Source organism: Pengzhenrongella sp. (assembly GCF_036565025.1).
In the GTDB taxonomy this organism is placed as follows: Bacteria; Actinomycetota; Actinomycetes; order Actinomycetales; family Cellulomonadaceae; genus Pengzhenrongella.
Genome location: NZ_DATCNW010000073.1, coordinates 1 through 15,422, shown reverse-complemented (window position 1 = coordinate 15,422; position 15,422 = coordinate 1). Strand labels below are relative to the sequence as shown.

Annotated in this window: 13 protein-coding genes; 6 read left to right on the top strand and 7 right to left on the bottom strand. The window is 68.7% G+C overall.

The window, feature by feature from the left end; genetic code table 11:
- Positions 1–456 (bottom strand): hypothetical protein (locus VIM26_RS03895; RefSeq protein ID WP_331949022.1); only part of this gene is annotated, 456 nt, incomplete at its 3' end.
- Positions 457–1,181: 725 nt separating this feature from the next.
- On the opposite strand from VIM26_RS03895, the gene VIM26_RS03890 reads away from it, so the two are divergent.
- Both VIM26_RS03890 and VIM26_RS03885 read left to right on the top strand, forming a co-directional pair.
- Positions 1,182–2,825, top strand: a complete 1,644-nt coding sequence (locus tag VIM26_RS03890; protein ID WP_331949024.1) for a CTP synthase — start codon at positions 1,182–1,184, stop codon at positions 2,823–2,825.
- 76 nt (positions 2,826–2,901) lie between these two features.
- Complete coding sequence (locus VIM26_RS03885) at positions 2,902–3,492, top strand: NUDIX hydrolase (protein WP_331949023.1); 591 nt, start codon at positions 2,902–2,904, stop codon at positions 3,490–3,492.
- 58 nt (positions 3,493–3,550) lie between these two features.
- Here the strand turns inward: VIM26_RS03885 and VIM26_RS03880 are convergent, their stop codons facing one another.
- Positions 3,551–3,997 (bottom strand): hypothetical protein, encoded by a 447-nt coding sequence (locus tag VIM26_RS03880; protein WP_331949021.1) that lies wholly within the window; start codon positions 3,995–3,997, stop codon positions 3,551–3,553.
- Positions 3,998–4,453: 456 nt separating this feature from the next.
- On the opposite strand from VIM26_RS03880, the gene VIM26_RS03875 reads away from it, so the two are divergent.
- Together VIM26_RS03875 and VIM26_RS03870 are read left to right on the top strand one after the other, a co-directional pair.
- Positions 4,454–9,043, top strand: a complete 4,590-nt coding sequence (locus tag VIM26_RS03875; protein ID WP_331949020.1) for an OmpL47-type beta-barrel domain-containing protein — start codon at positions 4,454–4,456, stop codon at positions 9,041–9,043.
- Positions 9,044–9,251: 208 nt separating this feature from the next.
- Positions 9,252–9,440: a hypothetical protein gene (locus tag VIM26_RS03870; RefSeq protein WP_331949019.1), complete on the top strand. Its 189-nt coding sequence runs from the start codon at positions 9,252–9,254 to the stop codon at positions 9,438–9,440.
- A 40-nt stretch (positions 9,441–9,480) separates the two neighbouring features.
- Here VIM26_RS03870 and VIM26_RS03865 read toward each other — a convergent pair whose 3' ends face one another.
- The 5 genes from VIM26_RS03865 to VIM26_RS03845 form a co-directional block, all read right to left on the bottom strand.
- Positions 9,481–10,293, bottom strand: coding sequence for an ABC transporter permease (locus tag VIM26_RS03865; protein WP_331949018.1), 813 nt, complete (start codon positions 10,291–10,293; stop codon positions 9,481–9,483).
- A complete protein-coding gene (locus VIM26_RS03860) occupies positions 10,290–11,291 on the bottom strand; it encodes an ATP-binding cassette domain-containing protein (protein ID WP_331949017.1) in 1,002 nt (333 codons plus the stop codon). The genes VIM26_RS03865 and VIM26_RS03860 overlap by 4 nt, the downstream gene beginning before the upstream one ends.
- 86 nt (positions 11,292–11,377) lie before the next feature.
- Positions 11,378–12,307, bottom strand: coding sequence for a COX15/CtaA family protein (locus VIM26_RS03855; protein ID WP_331949016.1), 930 nt, complete (start codon positions 12,305–12,307; stop codon positions 11,378–11,380).
- A gap of 99 nt (positions 12,308–12,406) precedes the next feature.
- The gene (locus tag VIM26_RS03850; protein ID WP_422662202.1) at positions 12,407–13,219 is read right to left on the bottom strand and encodes an IS1634 family transposase; all 813 of its coding nucleotides are present in this window, start codon (positions 13,217–13,219) and stop codon (positions 12,407–12,409) included.
- A gap of 61 nt (positions 13,220–13,280) precedes the next feature.
- Positions 13,281–14,123 (bottom strand): IS1634 family transposase, encoded by an 843-nt coding sequence (locus tag VIM26_RS03845; RefSeq protein ID WP_331949014.1) that lies wholly within the window; start codon positions 14,121–14,123, stop codon positions 13,281–13,283.
- Positions 14,124–14,212: 89 nt separating this feature from the next.
- Between VIM26_RS03845 and VIM26_RS03840 the strand changes: the two genes are divergently transcribed.
- Together VIM26_RS03840 and VIM26_RS03835 are read left to right on the top strand one after the other, a co-directional pair.
- On the top strand, positions 14,213–14,593 hold the full coding sequence (locus VIM26_RS03840; RefSeq protein ID WP_331949013.1) for a DUF6788 family protein: 381 nt from the start codon (positions 14,213–14,215) through the stop codon (positions 14,591–14,593).
- A gap of 281 nt (positions 14,594–14,874) precedes the next feature.
- The gene (locus VIM26_RS03835) at positions 14,875–15,390 is read left to right on the top strand and encodes a hypothetical protein (RefSeq protein WP_331949012.1); all 516 of its coding nucleotides are present in this window, start codon (positions 14,875–14,877) and stop codon (positions 15,388–15,390) included.
- Positions 15,391–15,422 lie beyond the last annotated feature (32 nt).

Below are 15,422 nucleotides of genomic sequence, written 5' to 3'. Positions count from 1 at the left end.
GGCGTCCATGGTCTCGGCGAGGCCCAGCAGGTGGGTCTGACCCTCCGGGGACCGGGCCGCCTCGCGCACAGTCGGGCTCGACGACGAGGACGCGATCCGCCCGATCGCCTTGGCGTGGTCCAGCCCGATCCGCCCCTCGATGACCGCGGTCGTCGCGCCGGGCACCGCACCGAGCTCGGTGGCCTGGCGGACCTGCGCCCGCGCCACCCGCTTGCCCGTGCGCGACGTGCGCCCGCGCCACCGCTCGAACGACCCGTCCCCCGACCCCACCCACGCTGCGGAGTCCCGCTCCGCGACCAGGACCGTGGCGCGCACCGTGGTGAGCACGTCGATCGACCGGTCCAGGTACGTGAGCACCGCGCGCCGCTCCGCCGTCGCCCACGACGCCGCCTCACCGGCGACCGCCGCGAACAGACCCATCGTCTCGGCCACCGCAGCCGCCCGCGCAAGACCCACCGAACACTCCCCGGCAGGCGCATCGGGGACGTTGTCGGACGTGCCCGCTACCGTCGGGGAAGAGATCAGCGAGGCGCACAGAGCGGCGTCAGCACCGGTATCCAGGTCCATCACTCGCCACCCCCTGCGGCCATCAACTCGAACTCTTGTTCTAAAGATATCCCGTCAAAACGGACAAAGCAAGGGTTTCGGCGAACTATTTTGGACCGAACGACGGATCACTCGGCAGTGCGGATCGAATCCCCGCGACGGCACGTGTCCGCGAGCCGGCAGGGGGAGGCGCACGACGACTCGTCGTCGCGCCGGTACACACGGCAGCCATCGAGCCCGGGTGCGACCAGCAGCGTCCGCTGACCGATCAGCGAACAACGTCGCTCGCCGACCGAGATCGAGCCGCCGTACCGCCCCAACGGGCCCGCGTGGGGCTGGTTGTACGGCTGGTTGCATCGGATCTGCGCCAGGGCGCACCTCTCATGCAACCAGCGATGCAACCAGCATTCACTCCGGGGCCAGAGGCCAGGCGACAAGGGTGAGGTGTACTGACCGGCCGATCGGCACCGAAACGCGCCCCGAACGCCGCCCCCAAACACGCCAAGCCCAGCCCCCGCCCCCGCCGTCGTCGAACACCCATCGGTGCGTCGCGAACCCAGACCGGACCCGAGCGCCCGTGACGTCCGGTAAACTTGGAGCCCGTGGCAGACCGATCAAAACGACTCCCCGGGCGGATGCTCAACACGACCCGGCACATCTTCGTCACCGGCGGGGTAGCTTCCTCGCTCGGCAAGGGGTTGACCGCCTCGAGCCTGGGCCAGCTCCTGCGGGCCCGTGGCCTGCGCGTGACCATGCAGAAGCTGGACCCGTACCTCAACGTCGATCCAGGCACGATGAACCCGTTCCAGCACGGTGAGGTCTTCGTCACCGAGGACGGCGCCGAGACCGACCTGGACATCGGGCACTACGAGCGCTTCCTCGACGTGAACCTCACGGCGATGGCGAACGTGACGACCGGCCAGGTGTACTCGACCGTGATCGCCAAGGAGCGTCGCGGGGAGTTCCTCGGCGACACAGTGCAGGTCATCCCGCACATCACGGACGAGATCAAGTACCGGATGCGCGCCCAGGCGGGCGACGACGTCGACGTCATCATCACCGAGATCGGCGGCACCGTCGGGGACATCGAGTCCCAGCCGTTCCTCGAGGCCGCGCGCCAGGTGCGCCACGACCTCGGCCGCGACAACGTGTTCTTCCTGCACGTCTCCCTCGTGCCGTACATCGGCCCGAGCGGCGAGCTCAAGACCAAGCCGACCCAGCACTCCGTGGCCGCGCTGCGCTCGATCGGTATCCAGCCGGACGCCCTCGTGCTGCGCGCCGACCGCGAGCTGCCGGACGGTATCAAGCGCAAGATCTCGCTGATGTCCGACGTCGACCTCGAGGCCGTCATCGCGTGTGCCGACGCGGCGAGCATCTACGACATCCCGCGCGTGCTGCACTCCGAGGGCCTCGACGCGTACGTCATCCGCCGCCTGGACCTGCCGTTCCGCGACGTCGAGTGGGCCGAGTGGGAGAAGGTCACCGACCGGGTGCACAACCCCGCGCACCACGTCGAGGTCGCCCTCGTCGGCAAGTACATCGACCTGCCCGACGCGTACCTCTCGGTCAGCGAGGCGCTGCGCGCCGGCGGCTTCGCTCAGGACGCGAAGGTCGCGATCCGCTGGGTCGCGTCCGACGACTGTGAGAGCACCGAGGGCGCGCGCCAGGCCCTCGAGGGTGTCGACGCGATCCTGGTCCCTGGCGGTTTCGGGGTCCGCGGGATCGAGGGCATGTTCGGCGCCCTGCGCTGGGCCCGCGAGAACCGTGTGCCCACCCTCGGCATCTGCCTGGGCCTGCAGACCATGGTCATCGAGTACGCGCGGACCGTACTGGGTCTCGCCGATGCCTCGAGCTCGGAGTTCGACCCGGACACCAAGCACCCGGTCGTGGCCACGATGGCCGAGCAGCTCGCGATCGTGGACGGCGACGGCGACCTGGGCGGCACCATGCGCCTGGGCTCGTTCGAGGCCGTCCTGGAGCCCGGCTCGATCATCGCCGAGGCCTACGGGACCGAGAAGGTCACCGAGCGGCACCGCCACCGGTACGAGGTGAACAACGCCTACCGCGGCCAGCTCGAGGCCGCCGGCCTGGTGTTCTCCGGGCTGTCCCCGGACTCCTCGCTCGTCGAGTTCGTCGAGCTGCCGCGCGAGGTCCACCCGTACTACGTCGCCACCCAGGCGCACCCGGAGTTCAAGTCGCGCCCGACCAAGGCGCACCCGCTGTTCGCCGGCCTGGTCGGCGCGGCGCTCCAGCTCCGGCACGCGCCCGAGAGCGCCTGAGGTGCCCGACGACGTCCTCGTCGCCGACGCGCTCGCACCCCGCCCGATCGTCAAGCACGAACTGCTGCACAAGGGCATGATCTGGGACCTGGTGGCCGAGGAGGTCGACCTCGGTGACGGGGTCGACGGCTCGGAGCACGAGCACGTCGTCGTGCGGCGCGAGTTCCTGCGGCACCCCGGCGCGGTCGCGATCATCGTGCTCGACGACGACGAGCGCGTCCTGCTGCTGCGCCAGTACCGGCACCCGGTGCGCCGCGAGCTGTGGGAGCCGCCCGCGGGCCTGCTCGACCTGCCGGGGGAGGAGGCCGTCGTCGCGGCAGCCCGCGAGCTCGCCGAGGAGGCGGATCTCGTCGCGGCCCGGTGGGACGTGCTGGTCGACTTCTACACGAGTCCGGGCGGTAACGACGAGGCGCTGCGGGTGTTCTTGGCCCGCGGGCTGTCGGCGGTGCCCGACGCGGACCTGTTCGAGCGCGAGCACGAGGAGCGCGACATGCTCGCGCGCTGGGTCCCGCTCGACGAGGCCGTCACGCTCGCGCTGAGCGGCGCCCTGCACAACCCGTCCGCGGTCCTCGGCATCCTCGCCGCCGCCGCCGCCAAGGCCGCGGGTTGGTCCACCCTCCGCCCAGCCGACGCCCCCTGGCCCGAACGCAGCACCGGCACCCCCTGACCCTCTCCCCGACGTGTCTGCCGCAGCGCGCTCCCCGGAGCGCGCAACGGCTGACCGGTCAGGGGCGCAGGGCGCGGACGACGGCGCGCGCCCCGGGTCCGTCGTGGAGGCGGAAGAGGTGAGCGGTGAGCTCGGCGAGGGCCGTCAGCATCCCGTCTGGGTCGAGGGTGAGGTTCGCGACCGTGATGGGGTCGGCCTGCCTGCCGTTGCCGGCGAGCTCGGCCGTGGCGACCTCCAGCGCAGCCGCGTACTGCCAGGTCGTTCCCACTCGGGACCGTGCGTCCTGCTCGGGGAGCGCGGGATGCTCGGATTCGAAGATCATGGTGATCAGGTCGAGCAGCTCGTGCGGGCGGAGCGCCTCGGACAGGACCCCGGCGGCCCGCTCGCGGAGCCAGATGGCCGCCGTGGCGAGATCGGCGCCGACCAGCGCGGGCGCCACGATGGGCTCCCCGGCGAGCGCTTGGGTGAGCATCGCGTGCGCGATTGCCCGTGGTCTGTCGGTCATCGTCGAAAGGTAAGTCGCCCGACGCCGCCGCGTTCGGCAACCGGGTGAATTCCGACAATTCAACCCCCGGACGGCCTAGCGCCTACTGCCGGCCGGCGAACTCGGAGGCTTGCTGCGTCCTCAGACACTGGAGTGTGCGAGTTGGGGTGAACCTCCGAGTTCGACGACGGCCGTGGCGGGGTGCGGATCCGGCATTCGGGTGAACATTGGCGGCGTTCTGGGTGAAATCGGTGTGTTTCGGGCATTTGGGTCGTCGCTTTCAGGCACGGTGACAATCCACACGTGGCGAGCGATGATCCCTGGGGCGTGCTGGTCGCCCTTTTGGCCCCGGGGGGAGCAGAGGCGAAACCGACGCCCCCTAGCACCGGGGGAATCATGAGTTCAGCACCAAGGCCCAGGGCCCTTGGTCTTCGTTGGTTGGGAGCGATCGCCGCTGGCGTGACTGCGGTGGTCTCAGTGGGTATCTCCCCGGCGTTCGCCTCGAACTTCACAACCACTGCAGCGTTCACCGGGGGTAGCGGGACGGTGAACGTCGGCGGCGTGCTCTATGCCAAGAGTGGCGGCGCGCTCACGCTGACCGTGACAACGTCCGCTTCCGATACCCGGTGCGTAGACGTTGCGGGCGCCTTCACCGCCCGCCAGCAGTCCGCCACGGCGAAGTCGACATGGACCTTCCCCGTAACCGCGGGCGCGGGTGACGGCGCGCAGGCCGTGACCGCTGCGGCGTCACCGAACTTCAACGGGCAGGGTAGGTGCACCGGATCTTCCGGGTCGGCGCAAAGTTCGTACACGCTGGACAACACGGGCCCCGTCGTGAGCGCCGCGCTGACTCCGGCGCCGAACGCGGCCGGCTGGAACAAGACCGATACCGCCGTGGCGTGGACGGCGACCGACGCCGGCTCCGGCGTCGGGACTGGCCCGAATCCGGATTCCGTGACCGTGAACGCCAATGGCAGCGCTACCCCGACCTCGACCGCAAGCGACCGTCTCGGCAATGTCGGATCCGGTTCGGTGACCGTTCGGCTCGACAAGGCTGCCCCGAGCATCACCGGATCCCAGACCAAGAACGCAGACGGCACGACCACGGTCACCTTCACCTGCGCCGATGCCAACTCCGGGATCGTCACGTGCCTGGCAGACGGTTCGACCACGAACTCCAAGGTGGTCGGCCCCGCCGGCGCGACGGTCGTCGGCACCGCCACCGACGCAGCGGGGAACATCACGACGGCGTCGGTCACGGTCGCGGCCAGCGACACCACCGCGCCGGCCCTGTCCGGCGTCCCCACGACCTCGCCCAACGCCGCGGGCTGGTACTCGGGAGACGTCTCCGTCCACTGGACCGCAGCGGACCCCGAATCGGGCATCCCGGTCGCGCCGACCGACACCACGATCACCGCTGAGGGCTCCGCCCTGACCAGCTCCAAGACTGTCCTCAACGGCGTTGGCCTGAGCACGACGGCGACCAGCAGTCCTGCGGTCAACATCGACCGCACCGCGCCGACCACTGGCATCGGCGGAACCTCGAACAACTGGACGAACGGCGACGTCACCGTGTCCCTGTCTGGCAGCGACAATCTCTCCACTGTCGCGAAGACCGAGTACACGGTCGACGGAGGAGAGACGCAGAATGGCACCACGTTCACGCTCGCGACAGAGGGCGACCACACCGTCACCTTCCGAAGCACCGACAAGGCCGGCAACACCGAGGCCGTACAGACGGCGCACATCAAGATCGACAAGACGGCGCCGACCATCAGCCATGCCTTCACCCCGCTGACCTACACCGACGGTGCGTGGACGAACCAGGACGTCACTGTGACCTTCAGCTGCGCCGACCAGGGCGGTTCCGGCGTCGCCAGCTGCACGCCCCCGGTCACCACGAGCGCCGAGGGCAGCACCACGGTCACCGGCACCGCCTCCGACGGGGCCGGCAGCTCGGCCACGGACAGTGTGAGCGTGGCGATCGACAAGACCGACCCGACCATCGACGCCACCGCCGTCGGCACCAAGAACGGCGCCGGCTGGTACAAGGACGACGTCACCGTCACCTACGCCGCCAACGATGACCGGTCCGGACTGGTGAGCGTGTCCGCGAGCAAGGCGCTCGTCGAGGGCTCGAACCAGTCGGCCTCGGGCACCGCGACCGACGCTGCAGGCAACTCCAGCAGCGCCGGGGTCACCGGGATCAACGTCGACAAGACCGCCCCCGTGCTCACCGGCACGTTCCCGGACCGCTGGCACACCAACGACGTCACCGTCGGCTGGACCTGCACCGACGGTCTGTCCGGTCTGCTCGGCCAGCCGGCGGACGTCGTCGTCGCGGGCGAGGGCCGCGACCTGTCCGCGACCGCGAGCTGCACGGACGTCGCCGGCAACTCCACCACCACGACGGTGTCTGGCATCAAGATCGACCGCACGGCGCCGACCACGACGTCCCATCTTGCCGACCCGCTCGATAGCGGCTGGTACGGCAAGGCCGTTGACATCACGCTCGCCAGCAGCGACAACCTGTCCGACGTTGCCGCGACGTACTACAAGGTCGATGGCGGCGACCCGCAGCCATACACGGGCGCCTTCCCATTCGGCGCCGAGGGCGTGCACACGATCGCCTTCTGGAGCACCGACCATGCCGGGAATGTCGAAACTGCCGGCGCGCCGCTGACTCTCAAGATCGACAAGACCGCACCCAGGACCACGGTCATCAATCCGATTTCGCCGGTCACTGGTTGGTTCGTCGTCAGCGGGATTCCGGTCGCGTTCGACGCCGTCGACGCCGGCTCCGGCATCGCTGCGACCTACTACCGGATCGACGGAGGCGCGACGCAGACCTACGGTGGGCTGTTCACCGCGGACCTGTCGACAGGCCGCCACACGATCAGCTACTGGAGCGTGGACCTCGCTGACAACGCAGAGGCCCTCTTCTCCGTCGACGTCAACGTCGACACACTCGCCCCGACGATCACCGGCACCGCCACCCCGGCTGCCAACGACTTCGGTTGGAACAACACCGAGGTCAACGTGAAGTTCACCTGCGATGACGTCGGCTCCGGGCTGCAGACCGGTGTCGCGGGCTGCGCCGGGGACACCATCCTCACGAACGACGGTAAGGACTTGAAGGTTCACGGCGACGCGGTCGACGTAGCCGGCAACAAGAGCAGTACCGATGTCGGCACGATCAACATCGACCAGACCAAGCCGACCCTGAGCGGCGCTCCGACCGCGGACCCCAACGCCGGAGGCTGGTACAGGGGCGATGTCAACGTCGCCTGGACCGGTGTTGACGCGCTGTCGAACATCAACCCGGCGACGCAGCCCGCCAACAGCACGGTCTCGGGCGAGGGCCGCAACCTCGGTGCCGGTCCGGAGACCATTGCCGACAAGGCGGGAAATGTCAGCGACGGTGCATCTCTCGCGGGCATCAAGATCGACCGCACGGCGCCCGTGGTCACCGGCGTCCTCCCGGCGGGAAGCAACACGGCCGGTTGGTACAAGGGCGACGTCGTCGTCGGCTTCACCTGCGCCGACCCAACTCTGGCTGATGGTCTAGCCGGCTCCGGCGTGGCGGCCTGCCCCAGCGACGTCCTGCTCAAGGGTGACGGCGCGAACCAGACCGTCACCAGCGCCGCTGGGACGGACGTTGCCGGCAACGCCAGTGCGGGTAAGACCGTCACTGGGATCAACATCGACGGTCACGAGCCGCAGACCACAGCGGACAACCAGTGCACGGCGACCAACCTCTACTGCAAGGGCGGCACGGCGACGGTCGTCCTCAGCGCCACGGACGTCGGCCCGTCGGGCGTCAAGGAGATCCACTACTCCGTCAATGGCGGAGCCGAGCAGATCGCGACGGGCGCAAGCACGTCGCTCAGCATCCCGACCGACGGCACCGGCCACGCGACCTTCGACTACTTCGCGGTCGACAACGCCGGAAATGTCGAACCCACCAACAAGGGTGGCCTCGACTATGACAACATCGCGCCGACGGTGACGCACACCGTGAACCCGGCGGCCAACGCCGCTGACTGGAACAACAGCAACGTCACCGTCCATTTCAACGCCAAGGACACTGACCCGGGCTCGAGCGTAGACACCGCCTCGGTCACTCCGGACGTCACGGTCAGCTCTGAGACGACCACCAGTGGCTTCGCGGTCAACGGCTCGGCGAGCGATGTAGCCCGCAACACCGGGACCGACTCGGTGACCGTCAAGCTCGACAAGACGGCGCCACTTATCAACGGCGCGATCGTGCCGGGCACGACGCTCGTCAACGGTTGGTACACGGGCACGGTCAAGGTGCACTTCTCCTGCTCGGACGCCCTGTCCGGAGTGGGCGTGTGCCCCGACGACGTGACCGTCACCAGCAACGGCGCGAACCAGTCGGTCACCCGGAGCGCGATGGACATCGCCGGCAACAGCGCGAGCGCCACCGTGGCGGGCATCGCGATCGACAACGAGAACCCGACCGTCACCTCGGTCAACGTCGCCAACGGGTCCTACACCCTCGGCGCCACGCCGACCGCGACCTGCACGGCGACGGACAGCTTCTCCGGCATTGAGAGCTGCAAGGTCATCGTCACCGGCGGTACGACCAACGGGGTCGGTACGTTCGCCTACTCCGCGACCGCGACCGACAAGGCCGGCAACACGAGCGCCCCGACGACGGGCACCTACGCGGTGACCTACCGGTTCGACGGGTTCCTCCAGCCGATCAACGACACCGCGCACCAGGTCGGTCTGTCGACCAGCGTCTTCAAGGCCGGCAGCACCGTTCCAGCGAAGTTCCAGCTGAGGAACGCGGCCGGCGCGGTCGTCCAGGCAACAACTGCCCCGGTCTGGCTGACACCGGTCAGGGGCAGCACGATGAGCGCCCCGGTGGATGAGTCGGTCTACACGCCGTCGGCCGACATCGGCAGCGTGTTCAAGTACGACGCCACTGCTCAGCAGTACAGCTACAACTGGAAGACCGGCTCCGGTGGCAACTACTGGCGCATCGGAGTCCGGCTCGACGACGGGCAGACCTACTACGTCAACATCGGTCTGCGCTAAGCAATCCGCGAGGCACACGTGGGGGCCGGCTCATCGGAGTCGGCCCCCGCGTGTGTGCCGACACGCACCCGGGTCGCGCCTATTTGTTCCGACTAGTCGTGTTCGTCCCGACACGAGCCCCCCGAGAACGGACCTTTGTAGCGGGTGAAATCGCACTGGCTCGCCGTGCTCGGTGACTGAGTGAGTCTGCGTCGCAGGGGGATCGTTCATGACCACGATCAGCAGCCGTTGGGCCGTCGCGGGGATCGCGACGATCGCGATTTGGGGCCTGTCCAGGCTCGCGTTGGCGCGGGTCGATGCCCTGCCACCGTTCGACCTCTGGGGTGTGCCAGGTCGTCAGCCCGACACGAGCCGGCTGAGGTTCGTGCCGACCCTGGTCAAGGATCCGGGCCGCTGAGCTCGCCTCCCCAAGAACCGCGGGACCGTGGCCGCCGCCCTCACCGGCTCGTCGCGTTGCGGTACTGCGCGTTGGCGATCGGGACGAAGATGACCAGAATCGCCGCCGCCCACAGCAGCGTGTACGCCGCCGGGTGCACCAGCGGCCACGCGGTCGGCAGCGGCGTCCCGTCGGGGATGTTGCCGAACAGGACCCGCGCGGCCTGGGTCACCGCGGAGACCGGGTTCCACTCGGCGAACCGTTGGAGCACCGTCGGCAGGCTCTCCAGCGGCACGAACGTGTTCGCTACGAACGTGAGCGGGAAGATGATGATGAACGACGCGTTGTTCACCACCTCCGGGCTCGGCACGATCATGCCGACCCACGCCATGATCCAGGACACCGCGTAGGCGAACACCAGCAGCAGCCCGAACCCGGCGAGCGCCTCGAGGAGCGAACCCCGGATCCGCCAGCCGACGAGCAGCCCGGTGAGCGACATCACGATCAGCACGATGACGTTGTTGATCACGTCGGACATCGTCCGGCCGGTCAGCACGGCCGACGGGGCCATCGGCAGCGACCGGAACCGGTCGATGATGCCCTTCTTGATGTCCTCCGCCAGGGCGGCCCCGGTGATCGTCGCGCCGAACACCACGGTCTGGGCGAAGATGCCCGCGATCAGGAACTCCTTGTAGTTCGCGCCGGTGCCGCTGCCCTCGATCTTGATCGCGCCGCCGAACACGTACGCGAACAGCAGCACGAACATGATCGGGGACAGCGTGGTGAAGACGAGCAGGTCCGGGACGCGCTTGATCTTGATGACGTTGCGCTTGGCGACGACGGCGGCGTCGGTGATCGCGTAGGGGAGTCTCATCGGGCTGCCTCCTTCCGGGTCTTGCGAGTCGCGTTCGCTTTTTCTACGGTCTCGGCCACCCCGGTGTCGTGGCCGGTGAGGATCAGGAACGCGTCGTCGAGCGTGGGCCGGCGCAGGCCGACGTCGTCCACCGTGAGGCCGACGCCGTCCAGCCGGCGCAACGCCTCGGTGAGCACCGCAGCCCCGCCGGAGACGGGAATCAGCAGCTGGCGCCGCGAGGCGTCCAGCGTGGCTTGCCCGATCCCGAGCGGTTCGAGCAGGTCGCGCGCCTCGGCGAGCCGGGCGCCGTCGGCGACGGTGATGTCCAGGCGTTCCCCGCCGACCTCGCTCTTGAGCTCGTCGGACGTGCCCTGCGCGATGATCCGGCCGTGGTCGATCACGACGATCTCGTCGGCGAGCAGGTCCGCCTCCTCGAGGTACTGCGTCGTGAGCAGCAGCGTCGTGCCGCGCGAGACGAGGGTCTGGATGATCTCCCACATGTCCAGCCGCCCGCGCGGGTCCAGGCCCGTGGTCGGCTCGTCCAGGAAGAGCACCGGCGGGTCCGCGACGAGCGCGCCGGCGAGGTCCAGCCGGCGCCGCATGCCCCCGGAGTAGGTGCGGGCGGTGCGGTCCGCGGCGTCGTCCAGGCGGAACTGGGCGAGCAGCTCGCGCGCCCGCTCGCGGCTTTTCTTGCGGCCGAGGTGGTAGAGCCGCCCGATCATGTCCAGGTTCTCGTAGCCGGTGAGGTACTCGTCGACCGCGGCGTACTGCCCGGACAGCCCGATCTTGCGGCGCACGCCCCTCGGGTCGGCCAGCACGTCGATGCCCGCGACCTGCGCGCTGCCGGAGTCCGGCTTGAGCAGCGTCGACAGGATCCGCACGATCGTCGTCTTGCCGGCCCCGTTGGGTCCGAGCAGGCCGAGCACGGTGCCGACCGGCACCGAGATGTCGACGCCGTCCAGCGCCTTGACGTCCCCGTAGTGCTTGACCAGTCCCTGTGCACCGATTGCTGGGTTCATTGCAAAAGGCTAGGACCTGCCACCGACATCGCGCGAGGGTTTTGGGAGCGCTCCCGAGTCGAAGGGCGTTTCCGCGGGAACGTCCGTCAGCGCCGGCGCAGCGTCAGCAGCGTCCAGGTCGTGGCGGTGGTGAGCAGCCCCGCGCCGAGCATGTGCAGCCCGACGAGCAGCTCGGGCAGCCCGGTGAAGTACTGCACGTACCCGATCACGCCCTGCAGGAGGGTGATCCACACCAGCACGAACGCCGCGCGGCGGGCTCGCTTGGGCGCGGCCCCGCGGACCAGTCGCACGACGAGCGTCACCAGCAGGGCGGTGAAGATCCAGACCGCCGCGGCGTGCGTCTTCGCGATCACCACCGGGTCGCCGGCGAACCGGTAGGCCACGGTGGCGTCGCCCCCGTGCGGTCCGGAGCCCGTCACGACCACGCCGAGGGCGAGCACGACGGCGGCTACGACCGCCAGCGCCCGCGAGAGCTGCACGGTCCGGGCCGGCACCAGGTACTCCGGGCGCCCGTCGGCCTCGTCGTGCCGGAAGACCAGCGCGGCCGACACCGCCACGAGCGCCATCGAGAGCAGCAGGTGCACCCCGACGATGGCGGGGTTCAGGTGCAGCAGCACGCTCGCGCCCCCGATGAGCGCCTGCAGCAGCACCCCGATCAGCGGCACCAGCCCGAGCACCCGGAAGCTCGTGGACCGGCCCCGGTTGCTGAACACCAGCAGCGCGACGGCGATCGCGATGATGCCGAGCACCCCGGTCAGGGTCCGGTTGCCGAACTCGATGAACGGGTGGATCGACGACGCCCCGTGCAGCACCGGGGTGAACGATCCCGGCTCGCACTGCGGCCAGGACGAGCAGCCGAGGCCCGACCCGGTCAGGCGCACCGCGCCGCCCGTGACGATCAGCCCGATCTGGGCGACGAGGTTGGCGACCAGCACCGGCCTGGTCCATCGGGCGAACCGGGCGAACGGGCCGGAAGTGGGGCTGGGGGTCTGGCTGGTGGTCTGGCTGGAGGGCACAAGTACACGGTATCGGCCGAACGGGTGACGGCTGAACCGTCGTCCTGGGGCGCTCGGACTGACGTTCCGCACTTCTCGTAGTCGATATGGCCCCCCACTTCAGGGGGCGTCGATCGAGCTGTAGATGCTGGTTGGGATGTGAAGAAGGTCGAGGACTTGCTCTTGCAGCGGGGAGAGTTGGGGCTCGAAGGTCTGCACGGTGGTGTCGTCGGCGTTGTTGATGAGCTGGTGGCGTTGGACGTCGTGGAAGATCTCCAGGATGCGCGGGGCACTGGGGGCGGGGCAGTTGCGTAGTTCGGGGTAGAGCGGGATCCCGACCAGACCTTGAGTGCTCATGGAGGTCCGGATCTCGCGTTCGATGAGCGCTTCGGTGAGCATGGCGAGGAAGTGGCAGAGCAGCAGTGCTTCGATGCGGTGCGGGGTTTCGAGGTAGACCGGTGCGACTTCCTGCGGTCCTTTGAGCAGGTGGTTCCGGCGTTCGAGGTTCGGTTGGTAGTGGTAGGCGGCGAGGACTTCGGCGCCGGTCATCACGGTGTCGTTGGTGATGAGCGGGAAGCAGCCGTCGGTGACCGCGTCGTAGCTGACCTTGTCGGCATCGATCGCGGCGGTGATGGTGAAGACCTTCTTCTCGATGCGTCGGTAGCGGGTCGCGCTGCCGGGGCGGCCACGGTTCTCCTGGCGGTGGTCGACCTCGGTCGTCTCGGTGATGGTGAAGCCGACCCAGCGGGTGGCGCCGGCCGCTGCGAGGGCGGTGGTGGCGGTTTGTTCGGCGGCAACCCGGGTCTTCAGGCGTGTCTTGGGGCTGACAAGGCGGGCCGCGACGGCGTCGATCGCGGCGAGCCCTGCCTCAATTCGAGCGGCGCGAGCTGATGCGTCGCGGGCCGCTTTGCTGCTGGAGTGCACCCAGATCACCCGGTAGCCATCGGCTGAGGGAGCTGGGGCCCCGAACGTGCGCCAGATGCGGTCGGGGTCATCAGCTCGCGGTCCGGGTGTACGCCGGGCTTCGGTCCAGGTTGGGGCGTGGGTCTGGGCCCAGTCTCGGAACCAGGTGTCCTCCCGCCGGCCGTGCGGCACGATCGCGGGCGAAACGCCCGCCGTGGGCGTGGATGTGACCCATCGCCTGCTTTGAGCACAGTTTGCTGTCCGCGACGTAGAGAAAGTCCGGGTGGCCGACCAGGGCGTGGAGCTCGTCCCAGGTCGGGACGTGCGTGACGTCGTCGGGGGTGTTGCCGTCCGCGACCCGGTAGGCGATCGGCACCGCACCGTCGGCGGAGATCGTGAGGATGAACAGCAGCTGCTTGAGGTCGGGACGATAGTCCTTGTTGTGGCCTTGGCGGATCGCCGGGGTTGGTTTCCCGCCCCGGGTCCGCCCGTCAGCGTCGGGGTAGTTGCCGGTCACGGTGACGGTGGTCGAGTCGTTGTGCAGCTGGGAAGTCTCGATGTTGAACTCGCGGATCACCCCCAGGACCGTGGAGGTGATCAGGCTCGCCCGATCGCAGTCGAACAGTCGGTCCAACGTCCGCCCGACCCGGTCGTCGTTGAGCAGCTCCACGTCGCCGGGTATGAGCCCGAGGACCGCCGGGTCATACGGGGCTGCCCACTCCCCGAGGGCATAGACCGGGCGGTGGCCGGTCACGATATTGCGGACCACTACCGCGATCACCGCCGCTGGCGCCAACCGCAGCCGGGCGTCGTCGGTGGGCAGGTAGCTCGCCAGACGCTCAGTCAGGCGCATCCGGTCGAACAAGAAGTTCACGATCGGTAGGCAGCCCAGCCGCTGGCTGCGCAAGGTCAACGGCTCTGATGGCGTCAACACGGTCCTCCTTGACGGGTCCCTCGATATCGGTCAGCATAACTACTGACCGATACTTGATCGGGGACGTCGGAGCAGAATCGAGGTGTGTCGTGCCGGATCGCCTCGAACGCTATGAGCTCACCTACCGTGCGCTCGCCGCGGAACTGGCCACTGAACTCGCGACCGTCGGGTTCATCAGCCAGGGCAGCGTCGTGAGCCGATACACCTCCTGCGGGAAGTCCGGCTGCCGCTGCCAGGGCGACCCACCGCAACGCCACGGGCCTTACTACCAATGGAGCAGGGCCGTCGCGGGCAAGACCGTGAGCCGCCGACTCACCGGCGCCGAGGCCGAGCTCTACCGGGGCTGGATCGCCAACCGCCGCCGGATCGAACAACTCATCGCCCAGATGGAGCAGATCTCAACAACCGCAGGCGAACTACTCCTACGTCAGGCCGCCCCCGAGAGACCAGCCCGACCAGCGAAGTCCTGACCCCACAGAAGTGGGGGGCCAAAACGCCATCGAGAAGTGCGGAACGTCAGCTCGGAGGGGCTCTCTACGATCAAAACGGACTCTTCACCCGCTCTGTTTGGGGTCTTCACCTCTTTTTAACCCCCGGCAAACCCGGACATACCGCCAAGATCAACCCGTGACCACAGCCCGAAGAATTTCGGGCCGCTAGCAAAGTTCCAGGAGAACGCGGGGGACCTCCCGGCCAGGGAGCTTTTCAGCGAAACAGCGGCACTAATGACCTCCTCGAAGGTGAGTTTGACATGCGCACTCTTTCCAAGAAGACCTCGGCCGTTGTTGCTTCCGCCGCGCTGCTCGGCCTCGTCGGCTCCGGGGTTGCTTACGCGTACTGGACGACCAGCGGTTTGGGTGCGGGGACCGCGTCGACCTCCGCTGGCGCAGCCGACCTGTCCGTGACCCAGGACGCCACGCCGGTCCTCACCGCCCTCTACCCCGGTGCGACCTCCCAGACGGTGCACGGCACCGTCACGAACAACGCCGCGAACTCCGCCAGCGTCGCCACCATCACAGGCTACGTCACCGTCGTGAAGGCAGTCGGAGCGCCCGGCGGCACGTGTGACGAGACCGACTACGTCCTTGGTGGTTCCAGCACAGCTACCGCGCTCGCTCCTGTCGCCGCGACGAGTTTTGCGGCCGGTGAAATCGCTGCCGGAGGCTCCAAGGCGTTCACGTACTCGCTCGCGTTCAACAACAAGGCGCTGACGAACCAGGACGCGTGCAAGGGCGCGGTAGTGACGATCAACTACAACGCCAGCTAGTCCTCAGGCTGGGGCGGGCTCCTTACGGAGCC